This window comes from Pseudomonas sp. HY2-MNA-CIBAN-0224 (assembly GCF_040310285.1).
GTDB classification, from domain to species: domain Bacteria; phylum Pseudomonadota; class Gammaproteobacteria; order Pseudomonadales; family Pseudomonadaceae; genus Aquipseudomonas; species Aquipseudomonas helleri.
Window position 1 is genome coordinate 74397 of record NZ_JBEOPQ010000009.1, and the last position, 26065, is coordinate 100461.

Consider the following 26065-nt stretch of genomic DNA (forward strand, 5'->3'; position numbering starts at 1 on the left):
ATTTGAAGGTTCGTCAAATGCTAGGCCAATTATCAAGGCTCTGGCAATTGCGCAGACTTAGGCCTTCTATCGCGACTGAGCACAGGCCATGACCGCTGAAACACTTTCTTCTTTATCGAGACCCCAAGAGCGCCTTCCGTTGGCGGCGCTATTGGCGCTGACCATGGCCAGCTTTATCGCCACCGCCAATGAAACCGTACCCGCCGGGCTTTTGCCGCAAATTGCCGCAGCGTTTGGTGTGTCGCAAGCCTGGGCTGGCCAACTGGTGACCCTGTGCGCGCTGGGTTCAGGGCTGGCGGCTATTCCATTAACCTTGGCGCTGCAAGGTTGGCGCCGGCGCGTATTGCTGATGCTGGCGGCAGGGGTGTTTTGTGTCGGCAATGCCGTGACCGCGTTCTCGCCGTGGTTTTGCCTGACCCTGGCTGCCCGCCTTTTTGTCGGGATAGCAACCGGTCTGGCCTGGAGCCTGCTGGCAGGCTACGCCAGACGCATGGTCGCGCCTGAGCTTCAAGGCCGCGCCATGGCGCTTGCGATGCTGGGCATACCTTTAGCCTTCGCTTTGGGCGTACCGCTTGGAGCCTGGCTGGGTGTGTTAGTGGGTTGGCGCTGGGTATTTGCAGCGCTTTCAGGGCTTAGTCTGCTGGTAATGCTGTGGATCCATCAGCAAATCCCTGATTATCCAGGGCTGCGTTCTGCAGGGCGTTTGCCGTTGCGCAACGTGCTGCAAACGCCCGGTGTACGACCTGTGCTGGTAGTGGTCATGCTCTGGATTCTGGCCCATTACACGCTTTACACGTACATCGCTGCGTTTATGGCGTCTGTTGGATTGGCCGTGCAGGTCGATCGGGGCCTGCTGGCATTCGGGATTGCCGCAATGATTGGACTGTGGGGCACCGGCGTTTTAATCGACGGCAGGCTCAAGCGTTTGATTCTGATCAACCTGACCACCTTTGCACTGATAGCGCTTGCTTTGGGCGTGGGGCGTCTTAATGGTAGTGCACTGTATTGCTGCCTCGTGCTGTGGGGGTTGAGTTTTGGCGGAGCGCCGACGTTATTGCAAACGGCGTTGGCCGAGGTGGCGGGTGAGGGCGCTGACATCGCTCAATCAATGCTGGTGACGGTCTTTAATCTGGCGTTTGCAGGCAGTGGCGTAATCGGTGCAGTTCTGCTGACAGGCTGGGGGCCGCAAGCCATACCCTGGCTGGTGCTGGGGTTGTTACTGCCGGCGCTTTTTATCCTCGGTGTGGCTGGATCTATCCGCCGCTCAAGTGAAACCTGAGTTTTTCGAGAACACTGCGCTTGCTGCAATGTGTCGTTGCGCCTAGCGTAGAACCACGCGCTAACTCCCCCAGGCCCTCCCTTCTAAAAAGGACTGTTCCATGCCTCTCGTCAGAATTGATCTTTCATCAGATACCTCTGCCCAAACCGCCGCTGCCATTGGCGATGTGGTTTACCAGGCGATGGTCAACGTTGCTAACGTGCCTGAGCATGACAAGTTTCAGATCATTCACCGGCATGCCAAGGAAGAGTTGGTCTACCCGGCTGCGGGATATCTGGGGATCAGTTACACGCCGAACATTGTGTTCATCCAGATCACCTGGAATGCCGGGCGCTCGGTTGAGGTAAAAAAGGCTTTTTACAAAGCCATTGCCGAGGGTATTCATGAGAAAACCGGGCTGAGAAAGGAAGACGTCTGGATCAATTTGATCGATGTTAAACGCGAAGACTGGTCCTTTGGTAACGGCGAGATGCAATACGCCCCGACGGAGCGATTGATTAACAATGCACACAGCGACTCAGGCGAGTCGCTGTTGCTTCACAACCTGCTTGCCCGCCAGCTTTAGGGCATGGCCGGTTTTGCTACGTCCTCTTTTTCAGCGTCTTGCTCCAGCAGCACCAGTGCACCGACGATCAACGCGTGCATGCCTTGTTCAAGTTCGGCTTCCATCTCGGCTTCTTCTGCCGCGCGTTCCGCCTCCAGCAACGGTTCCCGACCGGTCACCGAATACACCGTATCGGCCACGGCGATACCGTGAAACGCGACGGTCGCCAGCAGCCAGCGCGCGCGCTCTTTTGAAAGGCCATAGGCCTGGGCGATATGGCTCTGATGGTCGTCGATTTTGGCGAGCATTGGTTGGGTCGCCGCCAGCCTGCGGATGACGTAAGGCGTCAGCCCCTGATGCGCCTTGACGAACACCCGCACCGAGGTGGCAAACACCATCATGTAGTCCTTCAGCCCGTTGTATTGATCAGCCCCGGCCTGGGGTATCTGCCAGCGGGTGAAGATCTCTTCGGCGACCATGCTCTTCAGCGCTTCGAGATTGGCCACGTGCTTATAAAGCGCCATATGGCTGACGCCCAGTGCCGCAGCAACGCCGACAAAGGTAATGCTCGGCAAGCCGATCTTGATGCCTGCTTCGACGATGCGTTCCCGGGTGATGGTACGAGGGCGCCCTCGGGTTGCGGGCAATTGTGGCGGGGTCATAACAGATCCTTGAACGTGGGTGACAGTCTTGTAGCCGTCTTGTCAGGATTTCGCAAATTAGTTTATAGTCATGCAACTAATTAAGATTGGCGTTTACAGTGGCGTTTCCAGAGCCCTGACGACGCTTGTATCCCTGCGAAGGAAAGCGCGAGCTTTCCAGCTCTCCTGAAATTCCGGACGTTTGAATTCCATGGAAACTCCTGACCCGGCCTCGGCCAAACGAAAGGTGCGTGGCCCGATCAGCCAGCTACTGAAGCCAGTTCGTGGGCGATTGATCATTGCCGCCGTGCTTGCGGCTTTAGGTGCGATGTTGACGCTGGTGCCGCTGGCGGTGATTGCACACATCGCCCGGCTTGCCCTGAGCGAAGCCGACATGGCGCAAAACCAGGTGGGGTGGGCCGTGACGGTCGGGCTGGCAAGCTTGTGTGCAGGTTTGTTGTTGATCGCCGCCTCTGAGCTGCTCGCGCATTTGGCTGACAACCGCCTCACCCATCATTTGCGCGTGGCGATTGCGCAACGCCTGAGCCGCGTGCCGTTAGGCTGGTTCACCAGCCGGGCCTCGGGGGAGGTCAAGCAGGCGATGCAGGACGACATCAATACACTGCACAGCCTGACGGCGCATTTCTACACAACACTGGGCCGTGCAGGCGGTGCCATTCTGATCGCGCTGATCTACCTGTTTGCGCTGGATTGGCGCCTGGCAATCGTCTCGCTCCTCCCGCTTCCGGGGTTTTTCCTGTTTTTTGCCAGGGCCATGAAAGCCAGTGAAGCGAACATGCAGGCGTTCGCGGCCGGCATGGGGCGCATTGACAACGCGGTCGTGGAATTCGTCAACGGTATTGCCGTGGTCAAATCGTTTAGTGGCAGCGCCAGGGCTCCCCGCAGCTACCGCGATGCGGTTGATGCCTTCGCCGAGGCTTTTGTCGGCTTCACCCGGCCACTGGTGGCGCCGATGGCCAATGCCAACGCGCTGATTGCGCCGGTCACGGTACTGGGCATGGTGCTGGTCTTTGGCACCGTATTCGTTGGCCTGGGCTGGATGGAACCTCTTGATGTGCTGCCGTTTGCCTTGGTAGCTCCGGGGCTTTGCGGCCCCTTGCTGTTGTTGCACTACATCACCCATGACCTGAATCACGCGACTGGCGCCGCCCGGCGTGTGCAGACCTTGCTGGATACACCGGTGCTGGAGCAGCCAAACCCAAGCGAACAGGCATCGCCCAACGGCAACGAGATCCGCTTTGAGCGTGTGGGTTACGCCTATGACGCTGAGCGCCGTGTGCTTGCAGACGTCAACTTGACGCTGAAACCGGGCACCACCACGGCCATTGTCGGTTACTCCGGTGCGGGCAAATCGACACTGGCGCGACTGCTGCTGCGCTTCTTTGACCCCACCGAGGGGCGCATCACGCTGGGCGGTGTGGACATTCGCCACATCGAGTCCTCCAGCCTGTACCGGCACATCGGTTTTGTCTTGCAGGAGGTGCGCCTGATCCACGCCAGCGTGCACAACAACATTGCCTTGGGCAGGCCGTCGGCCACCCGGCAAGAGGTGGAGGCGGCGGCACGAACCGCCAATATCCACGAGCGAATCCTTGCGTTACCTCGCGGTTATGACGCCGTGATCGGCGAAGACGCACAGCTCTCTGGCGGCGAACAGCAGCGCTTGAGCATCGCCCGCGCCGTGTTGCTTGATCCGCCCGTGTTGGTGCTCGACGAAGCCACGGCCGCCGCCGACGCCGAAAGCGAAGTGGCGATCCAGGAAGCCCTTTCACGCTTTGCCGCAGGCCGCACGCTGCTGGTGATTGCCCATCGCCTCGACACGGTGATGCATGCCGACCAGATCATCGTGCTCGACAACGGCACGGTGCATGAACAGGGCTCGCATCAGCAACTGCTGGCACGCAAGGGGCTCTATGCGCGCTTGTGGGCGCAGGGTGGTTATACGCATTCAGAACAACAGGCGGTGCCGTCATGCTAAAACCCCTTACTCAATTATTGGGCGATGACGCGCCGGTCTTGCGCCGCTACCTGTGCATGGCCGTAGCCTATGGCCTGCTCAGCGGGCTGAGCCTTATCACCCTGGTCCCCGTGTTACAGCATTTATTGGCCAACGATGTGCGGGGCGCCGGGTTATGGCTTGGTCTGACGCTGGCGGGCGTGGTGGTGTGTTGGGCCTGGCGACGCCAGGTAGACAAGGCAGGCGTTGCCGTGGGTGTGGCGATCTTGCAGGGCGCCCGGCAACGTATCGGTGATCATGTCGCGTGCCTGCCGCTGGGCTGGTTCACCGCGCAAAATACCAGTCGCCTCGGGCATGTGATTACCCACGGCGTGATGTCGGTTGCACAATTGCCAGCGCATGTCTTTACGCCGCTCATCACCGGCGCCGTCACGCCGCTGGTGATGGTCGCGGCGCTGTTTGCGCTGCACTGGCCGCTGGGTCTGATTGCACTGCTGGGGCTGCCGCTGCTGGTGCTCGCGCTGCGGTTAACAGGGCGGCTCGGGCGACACTCCGGCCGGGCTTACCAGCAGCACTTTGCCGATGCCAGCCAGCGCATGGTTGAGTTTGCCCAGGCTCAGTCGGTGCTGCGCGCCTTTAACGGCGAAGGCGGTGGGACGCAGTTGCTGGAACACGCCATCGACCGGCAGCGCCGCTCCGGCATGCGCCTGATCTTGCAGTCCACGCTCTCGGTGGTGCTCAACGCCTGGGTGGTGCAGGCCATCTTTGCGCTATTGCTGATAGCGGCTGTGGGCTGGCTCGACGCACAACTGGGCATTGCCCAGGACACCGGCTCGGTGATTGCTGTTGTGGTCGCGCTGGTGTTGGCCAGCCGCTACATCGATCCGCTGCTCGACGTGGCCAGCTACGCCGAAACCGTGCGTGGTGCCTACGGCCAGCTTGAGCAAGTGCAAAGTATTTTTGCCGTTGCTCCCTTGCCTGAACCCGAGCAGCCACAGACCCCGGCAGATGCTTCGATTGAGTTGCGCGGGGTCAGCATGCGTTATGCACCCGACCAGCCGGAAGTGTTGCACGGCGTCAGCCTGCGCATTGCGCCGGGCAGCATGACGGCACTGATTGGTGCTTCCGGCTCCGGCAAGACAACGCTGGTGCGTTTGCTCGCGCGTTTTTTCGATGTCAGCCAGGGCAGCGTACTGATTGGCGGGGTGGACGTGCGGCAGATGTCCAGCGCGCAACTGGCCAGCCAGATCAGTCAGATTTTTCAGGACACTTATCTGTTTCAAGGCAGTATTGCCGACAACATTCGTATCGGCAGACCTGCCGCCAGCCTGGCCGAGATTCTCGATGCGGCGCAGCAGGCCGGGGTCAGCGAGCTGATCGAACGTTTGCCTCAGGGCATCGATACGCCGGTGGGTGAGGGTGGTGCGCAATTGTCGGGCGGTGAGCGCCAACGCATTGCGATTGCACGGGCGCTGATCAAAAACGCCCCCATCCTGCTGGTCGATGAAGCCACCGCCGCCCTGGATGCCGAGAACCAACAGGTGATCGCCCAGACACTCGCCAGGTTGCGCGGTCGGCACACGCTGGTAGTGATCGCGCACCAGCTGTCGACGGTGGCCATGGCGGACCAGATTCTGGTGCTCGATAAGGGCCAATTGGTTGAGCAAGGTTCCCCGGCAGCATTGCGCGCCAGCAACGGCTGTTATGCGCAGTTTTTGCAGCAACGCCGGGCGGCCAAGGGCTGGCGTATTGCTGTGCCTACGAACGGCGAGCAAGCCTGATGCGTGCACGATGGGCTGTGCTGTTTGCCTTGCTCTGCCTGGCGTCGCTGTTGGTTGGGGCGCGACAGTTGCAGTGGTCGCAGTTGTGGTCGGCGTCGGGCGATGCCTGGCTGACGATCACGGCCAGCCGCCTGCCGCGTCTTGCCGCATTGGTGCTAACCGGGGTTGGCCTGGCGGTGTGCGGGGTGATTCTTCAACATATTGTGCGTAACAAATTCGTCGAGCCGGGCACCACGGGCGGGCTGGATGCGGCCAAGCTCGGCATCCTCGTGTCATTGGCGCTGGCGCCCGCTGCGGGGGCGCCTGCACGAATGCTGTTTGCGCTGGTGTTTTGTTTCGCTGCTGGCCTGATTTTTGTGTGGGTGATTCGCCGCATCCAGTTCAAAAGCACGGTGTTGGTCCCGGTTATCGGCCTGATGTATGGCGGCGTACTGAGCGCCTTTGCCGAGTTTTATGCCTATCGCAATAACATCATGCAAAGCATGCAGGGCTGGTTACTGGGGGACTTTTCCCGGGTGGTGCAGGGCAGCTACGAAATCATCTATTTGATCCTGCCGATTGTTGCTCTGACTTACCTGTATGCCCACCGTTTCACCGTGGTGGGCATGGGCGAAGGCATGGCCACCAGCCTGGGGCTCAACTACCCGGCAACCGTGGTACTGGGATTGCTGCTGGTGGCAGTCACGGTGTCTGCCACAGTGATTACGGTCGGCGCGATCCCCTTTGTCGGCCTGGTCATCCCCAATCTGGTCGCGCTGCGTTATGGCGACAACCTGGCGCGCACGCTGCCCATCGTGGCACTGGGTGGCGCGTGCTTGCTGTTGGTCTGCGACATTCTTGGGCGCCTGATTATTTACCCGTTCGAAGTGCCCATCGGTTTGACTGCGGGCAGCGTAGGCGGGGTGTTGTTCCTCGCGCTGATCCTCTGGAGGCACCGATGAGCCGCGTGCTGCCCCGATATGCCGTGTGGGGTGTGGTCGTTGTGTTGGCGCTGGTGTTTGTGTTCCTGCGCTCGGGCCTGGACGTTGACTATGTGATCCCCAAGCGGCTCGCCCGGCTCGCCGCCATGGTGATCGGCGGGGTGGCGATTGCCTGGTCGTCGATCACCTTCCAGACCCTGACCGGCAACCGCATATTGACCCCCGCAATAATGGGCTATGAGGCGGTGTATCTGCTCTTGCAGGCCTTGCTGGTGTTGTCTCTCGGGACGTACAGCGCGGTTCTGCTGGGTGTCTCCGGTAACTTTTTACTGTCCGTGCTGCTGATGCTTGCCTATTCGTGGTGCATCCATCGCGGGTTGTTTCGGGACGGCAAGAGCAACGTGTATTTCCTGCTGTTGGTCGGCCTGGTACTGACCATGGTGATCAGTACCTTTACCCAGTTCGTCCAGCTCAAGGTCAGCCCCGGTGAGTTCTCTGTGGTGCAGGGCTTCAGCCAGGCTTCTTTCAATCGGGCACAGCCTCATCAGTTGCTGTTCTCCGGGGCGCTGGTTGCAGCCGTATGCCTGGTGGGCCTGAAGACCTTACCCACCCTCGATGTACTCGCCCTTGGGCGCGATCAGGCTATTTCGCTGGGGGTTGATTACCGGCGCAACGTGCGCCTGCACCTGGGCTTGATTGCGGCGCTGGTGGCTATTTCCACCAGCTTGCTCGGGCCCACGGCGTTTATGGGCGTATTTGTCGCAAACATCACGTACGCGTTGGCCCGCACCTTCAGGCACCGGGTCACCCTGGCGCTGGGCAGCGCGATTGCCGTCGGTATGTTTATCGCCGCCCAACTCTTGGTCGAGCATGTTTTCAACTACAAGACCACTGTCGGCATCCTCGTCAATCTGGTGTGCGGCGGGTACTTCCTGGTGTTGATGGTGCGTACCCGAGGAACCCCATGATTACTGTCCATGACATTCATAAGGCCTATGGCGCCAAGACCGTACTGAACAACGTTAATGCGTGTTTCCCGGCAGGCGGGCTGACTTCTCTGATCGGCCCAAACGGCGCTGGCAAGACCACGTTGCTGATGATGATCGCGCGGCTGATGGTGCCGGGCCGTGGCGAAGTACGCCTCGAAGGCCGCCCGGTTACGGGCTTGCCAATCAATGAGTACGCCAAACGGGTGGCGACGTTGCGCCAGTCGCCAGACTTCAACTTGCGCTTGACGGTGGAGGAGTTGGTCGCGTTTGGGCGCTTTCCGTTCAGCCGTGGGGCGTTGACCGCCGAAGACCGGCGGCTGATTGGCGAGGCAATCGAATTTCTGTCTTTGCAACCGCTACGCCACGCCTACCTCGACGAACTCAGCGGCGGGCAGCGGCAAATGGCCTTTTTGGCGATGACGATAGCCCAGCAGACCGACTACCTGTTGCTCGATGAACCGCTCAACAACCTCGATATCAAGCACGCCGTGCAGATCATGCGCGCGCTGCGCCGACTCTGCGATGAGTTCGGCCGTACGGTGATTTTGGTGGTGCATGACATCAACTTTGCTGCCAGCTATTCCGATCACATCGTGGCGATGAAGGCGGGGGCGGTGCAGTGCGTCGGGAGCGTTGAGCAGGTGATTACCGAAAACCGGCTCAGCGAGCTGTACGGGCTGGACTTCGACATCAGTCAGGGCCCGCGCGGGCTTTTGTGCAACTACTTCAATCCATAAAGAGAACCTTGAACATGGCGCATCACACCCAGCGTTTGTGGCCGTTGGCCCTGTTGATAGCTGCAGCTTTTGCGGTGCAGGGCTGCAACGACAAACCGGCAACACCGACCAAGGCCAGCCCTGCCGCGCAGGCGGGGCAGGGCGCTTATGCACCGGTCAGCGTGCAGCATCAATTGGGCACTACGGTGATTGAGCGTGCCCCGCAACGGGTGGTAGCCCTGGACATGAATGAGGTCGATTTTCTTGAACAGCTCGGCGTGCCGGTGGTGGGGATGCCTAAGGATTTTGTTCCGCATTTTCTCGCCCGCTACAAGGATGCCGTGAGTGTCGAAGACGTCGGCGCTATTGTGCAGCCCAATCTTGAGCGCGTTTATGCGGCCAGGCCGGACCTGATCCTCATCACCTCGTTGCAGGCCAATCACTATAAAGAGCTGAGCGAAATGGCTCCGACCGTCCATTTCGATGTCGACTACCGCGACAGCGAAGCGCGGCATATCGACGTCATCAAGGATCACTTGCTGACCTTGGGGCAGATTTTCGACAAGCAGGCGCTGGCCCGCGAGAAGGTCGATGAGCTGGATGCCAAAGTCGAAGAGGTCAGGCATCTCACGCAAGGAAGGCCCGAAAAAGCCCTGGTGGTGCTTCACAACAATGGCGCTTTCAGTTCATTCGGCGTGCAGTCGCGCTACGGCTTTATCTTCAATGCCCTAGGGGTGAAACCCGCCAGCGCGACAGCCGAAGCGGGCCTGCATGGTCAGCCGATTTCCAGCGAATTCATTCAGCAGGCCAACCCCGACATCATTTATGTGGTGGACCGCACGGCGGTGATGGAGCGTCGCCCGGTGATGGACGCCCAAAGCATGGGCAACCCGTTGCTGCAACAGACCAAAGCATGGAAGAACGGCAAGGTGATTTTTGCCGATGCCCAGGCCTGGTATGTGACAGGCGCGAGTCCGACCTCGCTGAAATTCATGATTGAGGACGTTGAAAAAGGCTATCAGCGCTAAGCCGCTCCAGGCCTTGGCCAGTCATTTATTGGTCATCTAACGATTCTCATTAAAAACACCCTTTTTATTTAGATAAACAACAACCAGCAACTTCCCAGTTGAATGGAGCCTTAGCGTGCGTAAAAATCACTTATCAACCCGCATAGCGCAACCTCGCGCAGACTTTGCCTTGAGCCGCACCGCCACTGCCGTACAGCGCGTGCTATTGGGCATGACCTTGGCCGTGGCCGGCTTGCCAGCCTATGCCGACACCTTAAACACCGAAGAAAAGGCCGTCTCGACACTGCCTGAAACGCGGGTGGAGGGTGAAATGGACTTGCCTTCCGAATTGCCCCCCAGCTATGCGGGAGGGCAGGTTGCCTATGGAAGCCGGGTTGGCCTGTTGGGCAACAAAGACTTTATGGAAACGCCGTTCAGCACCGTCAGTTACACCGAAAAATACATTGCTGACCGCCAGGCACAAAACATCACCCAAGTGATTGCCGCTACAGATCCAGCGGTCTTCAGTAACGGTTTGACCGGCACCTTCAGCGAGAACTACTCCATTCGTGGTTTTGCCAGCAACATCAGCGACGTGACCATCGGCGGGCTGTATGGCGTGGCCCCTTACTACCGGATTTCGCCGGAAATGTACGAGCGCATCGAAGTGCTCAAAGGGCCGTCTGCGCTGCTCAACGGCATGCCGCCGGGAGGTTCGGTCGGGGGGGCCGTCAATCTGGTGCCCAAGCGTGCAGGCAACGAGCCGTTAACGCGCTTTACCGGCACCTATATGTCCGATGCGCAGTTTGGCGGTCACCTGGACGTGGGGCGACGCTTTGGCGAAGACCAGCAGTTCGGCGTGCGCTTTAACGGGGTGTACCGGGATGGCGACGGTGCAGTGGATCATCAAAAGCTCAAAGCTGAACTGACCTCGCTCGGTCTGGACTGGCGAGGCGAGCGCGCGCGTCTGTCGGCTGACCTGTATGAGAGTGAAGACCGTGTTCGCGGGCAGAACCGCGGTATAAACCTGGCCTCCGGCGTTGCGGTGCCCAAGCCACCCAAGTCCGATACCTTGCTGAACCCTGACTGGGCCTATGTGCAGACCAAGGATCACGGCGCCATCGTGCGCGGTGAGTACGACCTGACCGACGACCTGATGGCTTATGCGGCGTTTGGCACCAGCGAAACCCGCTACGTTTACAGCGGCACCATGTTGGCCACGGTCTTTAACGAGGCGGGCGACTTCAAGACCAGCATGGGCCAACTGAAAATGGAGCTGGAGAAAACCTCAGGCGAAGCGGGCTTGAAAGGCAACTTCCAGACAGCGGCGATCAAGCACCAATGGTCGATCAACGCCACGCACTACGGCGACACCCAGAAGGACTACGGCCGCAGGCAGGTGCCCGGAGCGGACTGGATTACAAACATTTACAACCCGGTGTGGGGCCCGGCAGCGGATAAAAGCTTCCCGTACATTGCTCACAGCGAAACCCGCCTGACCAGTTACGGCGTGGCAGACACCTTATCGGTGCTTGAAGACCAGGTGCAATTAACCCTGGGGGTACGTCGTCAGCAAGTCCTGACCGATACCTTCAGCGTGAGCACCGGCGCACGAACCGGCCGCTATGACGAAGCCGCTACCACACCCGCAGCGGCATTATTGGTCAAGCTCACCGACAATATCTCCGTGTATGCCAACTACATAGAAGGCCTGAGCAAAGGCGCCACCGCGCCGATGACAGCTGCGAATGCCGGGGATGTGTTCGCGCCGTACAAATCCAAGCAAAAAGAAGTCGGCCTCAAGCTAGACCTTGGCGACTTCACCCACACCCTGAGCCTCTATGAAATCAAGCGCCCCAGCAGTTATACCGACCCGGACACCAACGTCTTCTCCTTTGGCGGCGAGCAACGCAACCGCGGGATTGAATGGGGCTTCTTCGGCGCGCCGCTGAACGACGTGCGGCTCATGGGCGGCGTGGCCCATGTTGATCCCAAACTCACCAAGACTGCTGGCGGCATCAACCAGGGCAAAACGGCCACCGGCTTGCCCAAATTACAAGGCAAACTGGGCGTGGAGTGGGACACCCCGGTGATCGACGGCCTGACCCTCACCGCCAACGCAACCTCAGTGTCCAAGCAATACATCAATGCCGATAACTCGCAATCGATCCCTGGCTACACCATCTTTGAGGTTGGTACCCGCTACACCACCCACCTGGCCAGCCGCCCGATCACCTTGCGCGGCAGCGTGACCAACGTCACCAACAAGGCCTATTGGGGGACGCCACTACTGTCCAGCCTGGGGCTTGGCGCGCCACGGACGGTTGAGCTTTCGGCTTCGGTGGATTTTTGAGCTAGTAGGGGAAAAGGTCTGGCGGCAGGTGCCGCCAGATTTTGGTTGGGGGGAGAATCAAACGATCGCGAGGTAATCTCACTCCTGCATATTCACCGCAGTTGTTGTCATTCTTTAAAGACTCTCCGGATCCCCAAAAAACATCTGAATCCTCGACCGCAACCACCGTTCCCCTGGATCGTTGTCCTGTGCCCCGCGCCAGGCCATGTGCAATTCAAAGCTTTCGATTTCAAGTGGCGGGGCTTCGGCACGTACGCCGCCGGCGGCGGTAAGGGCTTCGGCGGTATAGTCGGGGACCATGGCGACGATGTCGGTGCCCGCCAACAATGTGCTTAGACCGTTGAACTGCGGCACGGCGAGCACCACATGGCGCTTGCGCCCGATTTTTTCCAGTTCGGTGTCGATATAGCCGCTCAAGTCGCCGGCAAATGAGACCAGTGCGTGGGGCCGCGCGCAAAAGTCATCCAGGCTCATGGCGCCGGGCATGCTGTCGGCACGCAGTAACTTGGATCGGCTGCGGCGCAAGACTTTGCGCTTGGCATTGGCGGGCAGGTCGGTGGTGTAGCTGACGCCAACCGATATCTCTCCCGACGCCAACAGCGGTGGCATGAGGATGTAGTTGACTCGCCGCACCACGAGGACGATGCCCGGGGCTTCAGCGCGCAAGCGCTTGAGCAGCATCGGCAGCAGGGCAAATTCAACGTCATCCGACAAGCCAATACGAAACACCGAGGTGCTGGTGGCCGGGTCGAATTCTGAAGCACGGCTGACGGCGGTGGAGATGGAGTCGAGTGCTGGTGACAGCAGCGCGAAAATCTCTATCGCCCGTGCTGTGGGCTCCATGCTGCGGCCGGTGCGCACGAACAAAGGGTCGTCAAACAAATTGCGCAGGCGTGACAGGGCCGCACTGATGGCCGGCTGCCCCAGAAAAAGCTTTTCGGCGGCACGGGTCACACTGCGTTCATGCATCAGGGTTTCGAAGACGATCAGCAAGTTCAGATCGACGCGACGCAAGTCGTTACGGTTCATCTGGCGGGATTCACTGAAGGGTCAACGGAAAGTCAGGTAATGGATCTTACTGGCAAAGTTCATAAATCGTCACTCGGTAGATTGGCTTTCTTGGATTGAGGTGGCGGGTTTAAAGGCTTATAGCCGGTAATTTCAAGGGTTTTTGCGGTGCAATTCGCTGCTTTTGACAGCTAAAAAAACGCGCCGGATCAATGACAGGCATGTCGACTATTAATGCTGTCTGTTAGTCTTGCGCACAAAGCCCGGATAAAGTCCCGTGGTATTAGCGATTAATAAGGCGAGGTTTGTGATGTCGCGCACGATCCGTTTTCACAAGTTTGGGTCAGCCGAGGTGCTCAAGTGCGAAGAGCACGAGGTCGCTGCGCCTGCGCTTGGCGAAGTGCAGGTGCGTGTCGAAGCGATAGGTATCAGTTGGTATGACGTTCTTTGGCGCCAGAACCTGGCACCAAGCCCGGCGCATTTACCGGCGGGCATTGGCCATGAAATGGCTGGCATTGTCACTGCTGTGGGTGCTGGCGTTGATGATTTGGCGGTAGGCGACAAGGTGGCGAGCTTCCCGGCCGAGAGCGCCAACGCGTATCCAACCTACGGCGAGCTGATCCTGATGCCGCACTCAGCACTCACCCGTTATCCGGATATTCTGACCCCGGTACAGGCCAGCACCCATTACACCCCGCTGTTGATCGCCTATTTCGCCTATGTCGATCTGGCGCGTATCAAGCCGGGCCAATCGGTATTGATTACCGATGCCAGCCACTGCGCCGGTCCCTCATTTGTACAGTTAGGCAAAGCGTTGGGGGCGAAGGTCATCGCCGCGACCAAAGAAGGTGAGGAGCGTGAATACCTGCTGGGCCTGGGTGCCGATCACGTGATCGTGACCGAGGAGCAGGACCTGCTGATGCAGATCAACAAGATCACTGACAGCCGAGGCGTGGACGCCGTTTTCGATGGTCTGGGTGGCCCGCAAATGTCAGTGCTGGGTGATGTGCTAGCCCCTCGCGGCAGCCTGGTGCTCTACGGTCTGCAAGGCGGCAACCAGACGCGTCTGCCTGCCTGCGCCTGTTTTCAGAAGAACATTCAGTTTTTTGTGCATTGCATCGGTAACTTCACTGGCAAGCCGGAGTTGGGCATTGATCAGGACGTAGAGGCCATCCAGCGTGCCCTGCGCGAAATCAACCAGTTAACCGCAGACAGGGTGTTGTTGCCTCTGGACGTAAAAGTCTTTGCGTTCGAAGAATTCGTTGAGGCCCATCGGTACATGGACGATTGCCCCTGTCGTGGACGTGTGGCGCTGGAATTGGCGTAGTTTAAATCCCAATACGGCCTCCAGTTGCAAACAAGATGCCCTTGAATCTCGAGTTCAAGGGCATTTTTGTTGCGCATGAGTAAACATGGCCCTCGCTTTTGTTTATTGAATATCGCCCCTGAAAATTTTTATTGCTGGGGATCAATTCATTTAGATTTTTCCAATCTGGAAAAATATTCTTTTGTGTGTGTTTTATGTGTAGGTGGATTCCTATGCATATGTGGGTCGCATCTGTTATGGGGTGAACCCATTAGGTAACGGTGTGCTTGGCGCTGAGGGCTGTCGATAATACAGCGGTCGAACTGGAGGAATAGCCCATGAGCAACTTTCATGAACAAGCCATGCATTTTGTTTATCAACAAGTTCTACACCGGCTGCTGGGTTTTTTTAGTCGCCCCGAGCGCATTGCGTTGCAGTTGTTGGTTCAACGCATATTAGTCGCCGCTGGAGGGCTGGAGCGCATTGGAAGTTATCGGGTCATGGTGGTTCATGAAGGCGGCAAAGAATGCGCTTACACCTTGGCTTTTTTACGTGCAGCCCAACTGAGTATTGCCGGTCGTACCCCCGAAACATTTACCTTGCGTATTGCCGTATTGCGTCAGCCCCGTGTCACGACCAAGGTCATGGCGCGAATACAGACTCAATGCAATGAGCTGTTTGTGTATGACGATCCTACGGTGGAGCTGCTGCTGGTAGATGAAACGCAAGTCAGGCGGCTGGACAAGCATATACCGGTCGCCTTTGAGCGGCTGGGGTCCGACATGGATCGCACGCAGATACTGATGGCCGGGCATCTCTCGGAAGGTGTGCCCCGAGCGACGTTCTTTTACGCTGATCTGCTGTCGCGTGCCAAGCTCTATCGGCGTGCCTGCGAATGGGGCGGGCACGTTGATGCGTTGATCGATCGTCGCCCGCCCGAACATCTGGGTGAGTACAGTCAATGGATAAAAAAAGTGGCACTTAAGCAGGGCCATGCGCCCAATGCTCTGTATACCCAAGGCTTTGAAAGTGCAGTCAAATTATGTTCAAAGCTGGATGATGATTTTAAACACTGGTTGCGCCTTCCCGTACCGTTGAATCTGTTGGGTACAAAAAGTGCAGACACTGAAATTAACGTTATCAACGTGTTCGATTGCCTCTCTTATGAAGTCGATATGCTGCATTCGCAAGTGCTGATGTTTGTAGAGGGGTCTTGGAACATAAAGATCCTCGATATTGAAGAGCCTCAGGCCGCTGTTGTTTTATTGTCGGCGCATGTACAGGGCGTTCGCGGTGTTTGTCAATGCGGGGATGAATATCATGTCGGGGTGCAAGAGTTTTTGCGCAAGGCCAGCGCCGACAATCAAACTAATGAGCGCTATAAAAGTCAGGTGATTAAACAGCTGGGCGGAAGTTTTAATACCCCAAGACGCATTGAAAAGCTTCGACACAGCATTACGCATTATCTGGACGAGCTTCACGGCATGACCGATGAACATCTGGTGTGCGCACTGTATTCACCGTTCGTGGATCAGGCAAGTGGTCTCGAAGCCTTCTTACGACAACGCTACCCTGCAAAGCTTTACGCCCAGAATGACTTGCGGCTTGCCCTGATGGAGGAAAATGCCGCGTCTGAGGCCGATGTAAAGTGGCTTGAATCGATCAGCGGGCTGCCTGTGTCATCACTTAGGGTGCTGTTCGGTATGTCAAAAACAGACTTTACTGCCGGTAAATCCCTGATTGCTGCGCTGTGGATGCATGACCCGAACAAACTGCTCTGAGATTTAACAGTAGACCTGAAGCCGCTGTCTGGTCCCTGGTCAGCGGCAACCACACCCGAACTCGTCAGCCACTCATCCAATAGGGTTTGCCAGGCGGGTAGGCGAACTGCTATCTGTATGCATAACCAGTAACCAAAGCCAGTGGTTTGTTGTGCCTGTGATTTCTGATCCCCTACAAGACCCGTTTTATTACCTCAAAAACTTTCAGCATGTACTCGACTGGGTGGCGGCCCGGTATGAGGATGTCCTGAGCCCTGAAGAGCAGCAGTTTATTGCTGGTTTTGGCCAGTTGCCTGCTGCTTCACAAGCGCTGTGGGTGCGCATGGTGATGCGCAAAGGCGCACATTTTCGGGCGAGCAAGCTCAGTTATGCAGAAATCGGCGATATACGCTCTGCTGCACAGCCTTTGGTGGAGGGCGGCTGGGTGAATGATCAGGCGCCCTTGGTACTGGCCGAGGTGTTTGAGGTCTTGACCAAGCCCGAGATCCTTGGCCGTTTCAGTGCGCACATCACCCAGCCCAAAGGTAAAAAAACCACGTGGCTTGAGGATCTTGCTGCTGATTTTACCCATCAACAAAGCTTGAACGAATGGCATCCCGCACTGGATGAACAGCTCTATACCCTTAATCACCGGGACTTGAGCGATCGTTTGCGGCTGATGTTCTTTGGCAACCTGAGCCAGGGCTGGCCGGACCTGGTCCTGGCTGATCTGGGGCTGTTTAACTACGAAACCGTGCCGTTCAGCCCGGAATCCCGCGCCTTGCGCTGCCGGGCCGATATTGATGGCTACCTGCACCTCCACGCCTGCCGTGAGGCGTTTGAAGCGGGTGGCGAAGTGCAGGACATACAGGGCAGGGTGCTCGACTACCACACTGATAACCGCTGGCTGCAACGTCGTCGGGCGCGTTTGTTGTTTCAAATCGGCCAGTTCCACGAGCGGGCAGGGGAGTTGCCCCAGGCTTTACGGGTCTACCGTGACAGCCAGCACCCTGAGGCGCGTTTGCGCATGGTTAGGGTGCTTGAGCTGCTGGGTGAGTTTGAGCAGGCCATGGCGTTGACCAAGCCCAATGCGGATGCGCCTTTTACCGACGCTGAGCAACAGCAATTGCTGCGCATGCTGCCCCGTTTGCGCCGCAAGCTAGGCCTGGCGGCGCTGGAGCGACCCAAGGCGCAACCGATCGAGCGCCTGGACCTGAGCCTCGATCGTGATGAACCCCTGTCGGTTGAGTTCAAAGTGGTTAACCACCTGCAAGCGCCTGAAGCTCCGGTTTACTACGTCGAAAATACTTTGATCAACGGTCTGTTCGGCTTGCTGTGCTGGCCGGCGATTTTCGCACCGCTGCCGGGTGCGTTTTTTCACCCTTATCAAAGCGGCCCGGCCGATTTGCTCGATCAAGATTTCTTTTCCAGGCGTGCAGAGTTGTTCGACGCCTGCCTGGCGCAGTTGGATAGCCTGCAATACCAACACACCATACGCGCCACCTACGCCGCCAAATTCGGCGTGCAGTCACCTTTTGTGGCCTGGGACTATGTGAGCGAAAGCCTGCTGGACGATGCCTTGCTGTGCTTGCCGCCTGAACACCTGAAAGTCTGGTTCAAGCGTTTGTTGCAAGATATCAAAACCAATCGTGCCGGCATGCCTGACCTGATTCAGTTCTGGCCAGCGCAAAAGGCTTACCGCATGATCGAAGTCAAAGGCCCCGGTGACCGCTTGCAAGACAACCAACTGCGCTGGCTCGCGCTGTGCGAGCAACATCAGATGCCGGTCACGGTGTGTTACGTGCAATGGCAGGACGCTCGCCCTTGAGTTATCGCGTGGCAGTGCGCGCCTTGTGCGAGTTCACGGCCAAGGTCGGCGATCTTGACTTGCGCTTTACCCCGTCGCCGACGGCGCAGCAGGGCATTGCCGGGCATCGTACAGTAGCCTCACGGCGCAGTGCCGGGTATCAAACCGAAGTGAGCCTTGAAGGCCAGTACCAGAGCTTGACCGTGCGCGGTCGTGCTGACGGTTACGACCCGCAAGGTAATGTACTGGAAGAGGTGAAAACCTTTCGCGGCGACTTTGCCTCGATCCCCGTCAACCATCGGCAACTGCACTGGGCTCAGGCCCGGGTGTATGGCTGGCTGCTGTGTCAAAGCCTGCAACTGCCCCAGGTGAATCTGGCGCTGGTGTACTTCGATATCGTCAGCGAGAAAGAAACACGAATCGAAGAAACCTGGAAGGCTGCCGACCTCGAACAATTCTTTAATCAGCAATGCTCGCTGTTCCTCACATGGGCCGAGCAGGAGATGCGCCACCGTCAGGCTCGCGATGAAGCGGCGCAGCAGTTGGTCTTCCCCCATGCGCAGTTTCGTACCGGGCAACGCAGCCTGGCCGAGGCCGTGTACAAAACCGCCAGCGGCGGCCGTTGCTTGATGGCCCAGGCGCCCACCGGCATTGGCAAAACCATTGGCACCTTGTTCCCCTTGATCAAGGCCATGCCCAAACAACAACTCGACACGTTGATGTTCCTGACCGCCAAGACGCCCGGCCGCAAATTGGCGCTGGATGCTGCACAAGTGCTGTACCCGGCAGGTTCGCAGAGCCCGTTTCGCGTGCTGGAACTGGTGGCTCGGGACAAGGCCTGTGAATACCCCGAAAACGCCTGCAATGGCGATGCCTGCCCGTTGGCCAAGGTTTTTTATGATCGCCTGCCCGCTGCGCGTCAGGCGGCCGTTGCCCAGTCACCGCTGGACCAGCAGACACTGCGCGGCGTCGCCCTGAACCATCAGGTGTGTCCGTACTACCTGAGCCAGGAAATGGCCCGCTGGGCTGATCTGGTGATTGCCGATTACAACTACTATTTCGACTTTACGGCCTTGCTCTACGGCCTGGCCCAAGCCAATCAATGGCGGGTCGCGACGCTGGTCGACGAAGCCCATAACCTGGTGGAGCGGGCGCGGCAGATGTACAGCGCCAGCCTTGATCAACAGACCCTCAACAGCGTTCGGCAAAACGCTCCGGCCGCGCTCGACAAACCGTTCAAGCGCCTCAATCGTGAATGGAATGCACTGCACAAGGAGCAAACCGGGCCTTATCAGGTGCATCCGCAACTGCCGGGTAAATGGCTCAGCGCCTTGTCGGGCTGCATAACGGCAATCGGTGACTACCTCAACGATCATCCGCAAGGGCTGACCGGCAACCTGCAAGCCTTCTATTTTGAAGCCTTGCAGTTCAATCGGGTGGCCGAGCTGTTTGACCAGCACTTTTTGTTCGACGTCAGCGTGCGCGATGCTGGCCGGCGACGGGTGTCACAACTCAACCTGCGCAACATTGTCCCGGCCGGATTCATCGGTCCGCGGCTGGCCAGCGCGCAGAGCAACGTTCTGTTTTCGGCAACGCTCAGCCCGCGCCCTTATTACGCCAACCTGCTGGGGTTGCCTGCCGATACGGTCTGGATCGATGTCGAATCGCCGTTCAGTGCACAGCAACTCAAAGTGCAGGTTGTCAGCCAGATCTCGACCCGCTATGTGCACCGCGAAGCGTCCCTGGCGCCTATCGTCGAATTGATCGCGGCCCAGTTCGCGCAACGCCCCGGCAACTATTTGGCGTTTTTCAGCAGTTTTGACTACCTGCAACAGGTTGCAGAGTTGCTCGCCGAACGCCATCCGCAGGTGCCGCAGTGGTTGCAATCACGACGCATGGACGAAGCCGCGCGCCAAGGCTTTCTGGATCAGTTCACCCTGGCCAGCCAAGGTGTTGGCTTCGCCGTGCTGGGCGGTGCGTTTGGCGAGGGCATCGACTTGCCTGGGGCGCGGCTGATCGGTGCATTTGTCGCCACCCTTGGGCTGGCGCAATTGAACCCGGTCAATGAGCAAATCAAGCAGCGCATGGCCGGGCTGTTTGGCGCGGGGTATGACTACACATACCTCTATCCAGGCCTGCAAAAAGTGGTGCAGGCCGCCGGGCGCGTGATCCGTACCCAAAGCGACCAAGGCACGCTGTTCTTGATCGATGACCGCTTTGCAGAACCCAAGGTGCAACAACTGCTGCCCGGTTGGTGGCAATTGGGCTGATGGCGTGGCGTGTGACACACTGCCAGCCTGTTCACTAACCGAGCCTGCTTATATGAGCATCAAACGTTACGGTACTGGAGCTGTGGGCGCCGGTGGTCAACCCTTGCCATTCGCCCGCGCTGTCGAGGCCGATGGCTGGCTGCACGTGTCGGGTCAGGTGGCCATGGAAAACGGTGAAATCATCAACGGCGGGATTGTTGAGCAAACCCACAAGACCATGCAAAACCTCATCGCGATTCTTGAAGAAGCCGGTTACGGCCTGGAAGATGTGGTGCGTGCCGGAGTCTGGCTGCAAGACCCGCGTGATTTCTGGAGTTTCAACAAGGTCTTTGCGTCGTATTTCAAAAGCGAACATGCCCCGGCCCGCGCCTGCGTTCAGGCCATGATGATGGTCGATTGCAAGGTCGAGATCGACTGCATCGCCTACAAAGCCAAGGTCTGACACACGAGGTTTACCGATGCCACTCAATACTGCGCTGGTGCCCAAGGGCGCTGGCAAACGTGCCGACAATCTGCTGCGTGACGTCAGCTTGCCTGCGCTGGTGATCCACCGTGCGGCGCTGGAACACAACATTCGCTGGATGCAGGACTTCGTAACCCGCAGCGGCGCAGTTTTGGCCCCGCACGGCAAAACCAGCATGGCCCCGGCCTTGTTTCGCCGCCAGCTGGAGCAGGGCGCCTGGGGCATGACCTTGGGCACTGCGGTGCAAACCCGTGCCGCCTATGCCGCCGGCGTGCGCCGGGTGCTGATGGCCAACCAGTTGGTGGGTCAGCCGAACATGGTACTGATAGCCGAGCTGCAAACGGACCCGGCGTTCGAGTTCTACTGCATGGTGGATCATCCGGACAACGTCGCAGCATTGGGCGCGTTTTTTGCCGGGCGCGGCCAGCGTCTCAACGTGATGATCGAGTACGGTGTAGTCGGCGGGCGTTGCGGGTGTCGCACAGAGGAGCAAGTACTGGCGCTGGCGGCGGCGATCAACGCCCAGCCAGCGCTTGCGTTGACGGGCATCGAAGGCTACGAAGGGGTGATTCGGGGTGACACAGCGATCAGCGAGATTCGTGCTTTTGCAGCGTCGCTGGTGCGTTTGGCCCTGCATCTGCAAAAAGACGGCGCCTTTGCCCTCGATAAACCGATCATCACGGCGTCGGGATCTGCCTGGTATGACTTGATTGCTGAAGCGTTCGCCGCCGAGTCGGCCAGCGGGCGATTCCTCAGCGTGCTGCGACCTGGCAGCTACGTGGTTCACGACCACGGCATTTACAAAGAGGCGCAATGCTGCGTGCTGGATCGGCGCAGTGACCTGCACGAAGGTCTGCGTCCGGCGCTGGAAGTCTGGGCCCACGTGCAATCGCTGCCTGAGCCGGGCTTTGCCGTTGTTGCCTTGGGCAAACGTGATGTGGCCTACGATGCGGGCTTGCCGATGCCGCTAAAACGTTACCGCGAAGGCGTAGTGCCTGCGTTTGGCGATGACGTCAGCGAATGCCGGGTGACCGCCGTGATGGACCAGCATGCCTTTATGACCGTTGCCCCTGGCATTGAGCTGACCATCGGCGACATTATCAGTTTTGGCACCTCACATCCGTGCCTGACCTTCGACAAATGGCGCGTCGGTTGCTTGGTAGACGAGCAGTTCAACGTGGTTGAGCAACTGAATATCGAGTTCTAACCCGAGCGAACTTGCCTCGCGCTCTTTTGATCTTGAAAATCAAAAAGATCGCGAAGCAAAAGCGTGAACCATCAGGCGTTGGTCATGCCCCGGGTCATGCGCAAGGCCAGCAGGCTGCCACCGACAATCACGGCAGCCAGCATGTACAAGGCCACGTCCGTAGAGCCGGTCGCGTCTTTGACAAACCCGACCAGGTAAGGGCTCAAGAAGCCCGCCATCTGCCCCATCGAGTTAATCAAGGCCAGGCCACCCGCTGCCGCACCAGCACTGAGCAGGGCGGTCGGCACCGGCCAGAACATCGGCAGGCCGGTCAATGCGCCCATGGTCGCGATGGTCAGACCCAAAATCGCAATGGCCGGCTGGGTCGCGAAGTTGACCGCAATGATCAGCCCGATTGCGCCCATCAGCATCGGCACCACCAAGTGCCAGCGCCGCTCTTTGCGCAGGTCGGCAGAACGCCCCACCAACAGCATGAACACTGCCGCCAGCAAGTAGGGGATCGCGCTGATCCAGCCAATCACCAGAGCGTCATTGAAGCCCAGGTTTTTGATGATCGACGGCAGCCAGAAGTTGATCGCGTACACGCCACTCTGAATGCAGAAGTAAATCAAGCCAAACGCCCAGATGGCCGGGTTCTTGAACACCGCAAGCAGCGAATCAGTTGCCGTGGAGGGCCGGTTGGCGGCGTCCAGTTGATGGTCGGCTTCCAGTACTGCGCGCTCGTGGGCGCTCAGCCATTTGGCATTGGCGAAGCTGTCGCTCAACAGGAAAATCGCCAGGCCACCGAGCAGCACGGTCGGAATCCCTTGCAGCAGGAACATCCACTGCCAGCCTGCCAGGCCGCCCTGGCCTGCCGCGAAATGGCTGAGAATCCATCCGGAAAAAGGCCCGCCGAGCAAGCCGGACAACGGAATGGCCGACATGAACAACGCCATGATGCGGCCACGGCGGAAGGTCGGGAACCACTGCGAGAGGTACAGCACCACGCCAGGGAAGAAGCCCGCTTCGGCGGCGCCGGTGAGTAGACGCAGGCCGTAGAACTGGGTCGGCGTGGTGACGAACATCAGGCAGGTCGAGAGCAGGCCCCAGGTGATCATCATCACCGCAATCCAGCGCCGTGGACCGAAGCGGGTCAGGGCCAGGTTGCTCGGTACGCCGCACAGCACATAGCCGATAAAGAAAATACCGGCGCCCAGGCCATATACGGTTTCGCTGAACTTGAGTGCGTCGAGCATCTGCAGCTTGGCAAATCCAACGTTGACCCGGTCGAGGTAGTTGAACAGGTAGCAGATGAAGATAAAGGGGATCAAGCGCAGGGTGATGCGCTTGTAGATGGCGTTTTTGTCGTCATCGCTGATCAGCGTCGTGTTGGCGCTCTGTGACATCTTTTGTCTCTCTTTATTATGTTTTTTCACGATCCGAGGTTAACGTTGATCGCTGCATGAGTCTCGGTCACCTCGGCGTTGCTGTCTTTGTGCCAATGCACAGCCTTTTGGCCAGCAGCCTGTGCCCATGAACAAATGTTTCCAAGGATTGTCACCCCATGTTTGAACTGGATCATGATCTGGCGCAGGACATCGTTGATCGAGCGATGGCCATTTTGCCGTACAACGTAAACGTGATGGACAGCCAGGGCCTGATTCTAGGCAGCGGTGAGCCAGAGCGCATTAATACTCGGCACGAAGGTGCACAACTGGTCCTGGCCAACGGACGGGTGGTCGAGATTGACACGCAAACGGCCAAGCACCTCAAGGGCGTGCAGCCGGGTATCAACCTGCCTTTATTGCTCGACCAGCGCCTGATTGGCGTGCTCGGGCTGACCGGCGAGCCCGAGTTGCTGCGCACTTATGCCGAGCTGGTGCGCATGACCGCTGAAATGCTGGTGGGCCAGCGTCACCAACAGGCCGAACAACAATGGCGGCGGCAGCGTTGCGATGACCTGGTGGCTTTATTGCTCAGTGATGCGGGCGACTCGCCCCGGCTGATTGATGAAGCCCAACAACTGGGGCTTAAGCCGCAGTTATCACGCATTCCATTTTTGTTTGAGTTGGGCGCGGGGCAAAGCGCCGAAGCCTTGAGTGCCTGGTTGCAGGCTCGCTATCCGGACAGCTGGTGCGTGACCCCGGCCACCGGTTCGTTGTTGTGGTGTCGGCCGTCGACCACCGTACTGGATGACCTGCGTTTGCTTGAACGCCTTGATGGTCTGGGCTGGAACGTCTTGCGCGTTGCTGCAGGTGGTCAGGCCGACGGCTTGAAGGGCTTACGTCGCTGCTATCGACGGGTCGGTGACTTGCTGGCTTATGGGCGGGATGTGTTGCCGCAGACGCGTGTCTTGACGCTCAATCGTTATCGCTTGCCAGTGATGTTGTGGCGCCATCGCAACGACGATGCCCTCGAAGAGCTGTTAGGGCCGCTGCACAAAGTGGTGGCCAAAGACAGTAACGGGCAACTGATCTCAACCCTGCGCAGTTGGTGCGAACACGACGGCCAGAGCCAGCCATGTGCCGATGCGCTAGGCATTCACCGCAACAGCCTGCGCTACCGCATGGAGCGTATTGCCGAGTTGAGTGGGGTCGATCCGTTAAGCCTCAACGGCATGCTGGCGCTGTACCTGGGGGTGCAATTGCTGCCACACAGCTAGCTTGCACAGCTACGGTTGTAGAAATGAACAACAAACCCTGTGATTGCTTGTGCACCAGAACGGCGTGTTTGCAGCTGATTACTGGCAGCATGGAACGCATAAGAACTGGAGATTCGCCCCATGAAAATCGTGATTGCCCCCGACTCGTTCAAAGACAGCCTGAGCGCTGAAAAAGTCGCCGATGCCATTGCTGCCGGATTTAGCGATGTGCTACCGGATGCGCAGTTGATCACGTGCCCCATGGCCGATGGTGGCGAAGGGACGGTAGATGCGATTGTCGCCGCCGGTAACGGGCAACTGCGCCGTAATCGCGTGCAAGGGCCTTTGGGTACTGCGGTCGAGGCCAACTGGGGCTGGCTGCCGGACAGCCGCACCGCAATCATTGAAATGGCCGAGGCCAGCGGCTTGCAGTTGGTCGCTCGCAATGAGCGCGACGCCTGTATCAGCAGTACGTTCGGGACCGGTGAGTTGATCAAGGCCGCGCTGGATGCCGGGGCTCAGCGCATCATCCTGGCCATCGGCGGCAGCGCCACCAACGACGCCGGTGCCGGTGCCCTGCAAGCGTTGGGTCTGGGTTTATACGATGCCCAGGACCAACCTCTGGTCCAGGGCGGCCTGGCCTTGGCCAACGTGGCACGCATTGACCTGGCCGGTCTGGACCCGCGTTTGAATGACGTACGTTTTGACATCGCGGCTGACGTCAATAACCCGCTGTGCGGCGAGCATGGCGCGTCCGCCATTTTTGGCCCGCAAAAAGGTGCCTCGCCTGAGCAAGTGCGCCTGCTGGATCAAGCCCTCGGGCACTTTGCCGATCATTGCGCCAAGGTCTTGCCTAAGGATGTACGTGATGAGCCGGGTTCGGGTGCAGCGGGCGGGCTTGGTTTTGCCGCCAAAGCGTTCTTTGGCGCGCAATTTCGTGCCGGGGTCGAGGTGGTTGCTGAGTTGGTTGCTTTGTCCGAAGCGGTAAAGGGCGCAGACCTGGTAATCACCGGGGAGGGGCGTTTTGATGCGCAGACCCTGCGTGGCAAAACCCCGTTTGGTGTTGCCCGTATCGCACAAGCCCACGGCGTGCCGGTGGTGGTTTTGGCCGGGACGTTGGGCGAGGGCTACCAAGCCCTGTACGCCCATGGCATCCACGCCGCCTTCGCCTTGACCAGCGGCCCGATGAGCCTCGAAGACGCCTGCGCCCAGGCAGAGCAATTGCTCACCGACCGCGCCCGCGACATCGCCCGTTTGTTGACGTTGCGCACCCTGTAATCGCAGCCGGCCCCCTCTGTAGGAGCGAGTTTGCCTCGCGATCTTTTGATCTTTAAAAAGATCGCGAGGCAAGCTCGCTCCTACAGTTAATGTGATTGCCAAGAATCGTGTAAGCTGTGCGGTCTTTTGCATTCGACC

General features: G+C 58.7%; 20 protein-coding genes. 17 read left to right on the forward strand and 3 right to left on the reverse strand.

All coding sequences use genetic code 11. The features are described from left to right. Window positions 1-88 precede the first annotated feature (88 nt). Window positions 89-1279, forward strand: coding sequence for an MFS transporter (locus AAEZ03_RS07445; RefSeq protein WP_350577335.1), 1191 nt, complete (start codon window positions 89-91; stop codon window positions 1277-1279). 100 nt (window positions 1280-1379) lie between these two features. Then, window positions 1380-1844 carry a tautomerase family protein gene (locus AAEZ03_RS07450; protein WP_350577338.1) on the forward strand — a complete coding sequence of 155 codons (465 nt, stop codon included), beginning with the start codon at window positions 1380-1382 and terminating at the stop codon, window positions 1842-1844. Here the strand turns inward: AAEZ03_RS07450 and AAEZ03_RS07455 are convergent. After that, window positions 1841-2485, reverse strand: a complete 645-nt coding sequence (locus AAEZ03_RS07455) for a TetR/AcrR family transcriptional regulator (protein WP_350577341.1) — start codon at window positions 2483-2485, stop codon at window positions 1841-1843. The two genes, AAEZ03_RS07450 and AAEZ03_RS07455, sit on opposite strands and share 4 nt — an antisense overlap. 190 nt (window positions 2486-2675) lie before the next feature. Here AAEZ03_RS07455 and AAEZ03_RS07460 point away from each other — a divergent pair, with 190 nt between their 5' ends. The 7 genes from AAEZ03_RS07460 to AAEZ03_RS07490 all read left to right on the forward strand — a co-directional run bounded on the left by AAEZ03_RS07460 (window position 2676) and on the right by AAEZ03_RS07490 (window position 12208). Beyond that, window positions 2676-4463 carry an ABC transporter ATP-binding protein gene (locus tag AAEZ03_RS07460; RefSeq protein ID WP_350577344.1) on the forward strand — a complete coding sequence of 596 codons (1788 nt, stop codon included), beginning with the start codon at window positions 2676-2678 and terminating at the stop codon, window positions 4461-4463. Further along, window positions 4457-6223 (forward strand): ABC transporter ATP-binding protein, encoded by a 1767-nt coding sequence (locus AAEZ03_RS07465; RefSeq protein WP_350577347.1) that lies wholly within the window; start codon window positions 4457-4459, stop codon window positions 6221-6223. The genes AAEZ03_RS07460 and AAEZ03_RS07465 overlap by 7 nt, the downstream gene beginning before the upstream one ends. Beyond that, a complete protein-coding gene (locus AAEZ03_RS07470) occupies window positions 6223-7164 on the forward strand; it encodes an ABC transporter permease (RefSeq protein ID WP_350577350.1) in 942 nt (313 codons plus the stop codon). The genes AAEZ03_RS07465 and AAEZ03_RS07470 overlap by 1 nt, the downstream gene beginning before the upstream one ends. After that, complete coding sequence (locus tag AAEZ03_RS07475) at window positions 7161-8111, forward strand: iron chelate uptake ABC transporter family permease subunit (protein WP_350577353.1); 951 nt, start codon at window positions 7161-7163, stop codon at window positions 8109-8111. Before AAEZ03_RS07470 ends, AAEZ03_RS07475 begins: the two co-directional genes overlap by 4 nt. Further along, entirely contained in the window at window positions 8108-8869 is a 762-nt protein-coding gene (locus tag AAEZ03_RS07480; RefSeq protein ID WP_350577356.1) for an iron ABC transporter ATP-binding protein, read from the forward strand. The genes AAEZ03_RS07475 and AAEZ03_RS07480 overlap by 4 nt, the downstream gene beginning before the upstream one ends. A gap of 14 nt (window positions 8870-8883) precedes the next feature. Continuing rightward, window positions 8884-9876, forward strand: a complete 993-nt coding sequence (locus AAEZ03_RS07485; RefSeq protein ID WP_350577359.1) for a siderophore ABC transporter substrate-binding protein — start codon at window positions 8884-8886, stop codon at window positions 9874-9876. Window positions 9877-9991: 115 nt separating this feature from the next. Beyond that, a complete protein-coding gene (locus tag AAEZ03_RS07490; protein ID WP_350577362.1) occupies window positions 9992-12208 on the forward strand; it encodes a TonB-dependent receptor in 2217 nt (738 codons plus the stop codon). A 114-nt stretch (window positions 12209-12322) separates the two neighbouring features. Here the strand turns inward: AAEZ03_RS07490 and AAEZ03_RS07495 are convergent, their stop codons facing one another. After that, complete coding sequence (locus AAEZ03_RS07495) at window positions 12323-13237, reverse strand: LysR family transcriptional regulator (protein ID WP_350577365.1); 915 nt, start codon at window positions 13235-13237, stop codon at window positions 12323-12325. A 289-nt stretch (window positions 13238-13526) separates the two neighbouring features. On the opposite strand from AAEZ03_RS07495, the gene AAEZ03_RS07500 reads away from it, so the two are divergent. The 6 genes from AAEZ03_RS07500 to AAEZ03_RS07525 all read left to right on the forward strand — a co-directional run bounded on the left by AAEZ03_RS07500 (window position 13527) and on the right by AAEZ03_RS07525 (window position 22029). Further along, window positions 13527-14543, forward strand: a complete 1017-nt coding sequence (locus AAEZ03_RS07500) for a zinc-dependent alcohol dehydrogenase family protein (protein ID WP_350577367.1) — start codon at window positions 13527-13529, stop codon at window positions 14541-14543. Between the two features lie 317 nt (window positions 14544-14860). Continuing rightward, a complete protein-coding gene (locus AAEZ03_RS07505; protein WP_123749257.1) occupies window positions 14861-16303 on the forward strand; it encodes a hypothetical protein in 1443 nt (480 codons plus the stop codon). A gap of 157 nt (window positions 16304-16460) precedes the next feature. After that, window positions 16461-18110 (forward strand): VRR-NUC domain-containing protein, encoded by a 1650-nt coding sequence (locus tag AAEZ03_RS07510; RefSeq protein WP_350577369.1) that lies wholly within the window; start codon window positions 16461-16463, stop codon window positions 18108-18110. After that, window positions 18107-20359: an ATP-dependent DNA helicase gene (locus tag AAEZ03_RS07515; protein ID WP_350577371.1), complete on the forward strand. Its 2253-nt coding sequence runs from the start codon at window positions 18107-18109 to the stop codon at window positions 20357-20359. Before AAEZ03_RS07510 ends, AAEZ03_RS07515 begins: the two co-directional genes overlap by 4 nt. Window positions 20360-20411: 52 nt before the next feature. Beyond that, a complete protein-coding gene (locus tag AAEZ03_RS07520; protein ID WP_048372043.1) occupies window positions 20412-20801 on the forward strand; it encodes a RidA family protein in 390 nt (129 codons plus the stop codon). 16 nt (window positions 20802-20817) lie between these two features. Beyond that, on the forward strand, window positions 20818-22029 hold the full coding sequence (locus AAEZ03_RS07525) for an amino acid deaminase (RefSeq protein ID WP_350577373.1): 1212 nt from the start codon (window positions 20818-20820) through the stop codon (window positions 22027-22029). 71 nt (window positions 22030-22100) lie between these two features. Here the strand turns inward: AAEZ03_RS07525 and AAEZ03_RS07530 are convergent, their stop codons facing one another. Further along, window positions 22101-23414 (reverse strand): MFS transporter, encoded by a 1314-nt coding sequence (locus AAEZ03_RS07530; protein ID WP_350577375.1) that lies wholly within the window; start codon window positions 23412-23414, stop codon window positions 22101-22103. 158 nt (window positions 23415-23572) lie between these two features. Here AAEZ03_RS07530 and AAEZ03_RS07535 point away from each other — a divergent pair, with 158 nt between their 5' ends. Continuing rightward, on the forward strand, window positions 23573-24670 hold the full coding sequence (locus AAEZ03_RS07535) for a sugar diacid recognition domain-containing protein (RefSeq protein ID WP_350577377.1): 1098 nt from the start codon (window positions 23573-23575) through the stop codon (window positions 24668-24670). A gap of 120 nt (window positions 24671-24790) precedes the next feature. Continuing rightward, complete coding sequence (locus tag AAEZ03_RS07540; protein ID WP_350577380.1) at window positions 24791-25927, forward strand: glycerate kinase; 1137 nt, start codon at window positions 24791-24793, stop codon at window positions 25925-25927. The last annotated feature ends 138 nt before the right edge of the window (window positions 25928-26065 follow it).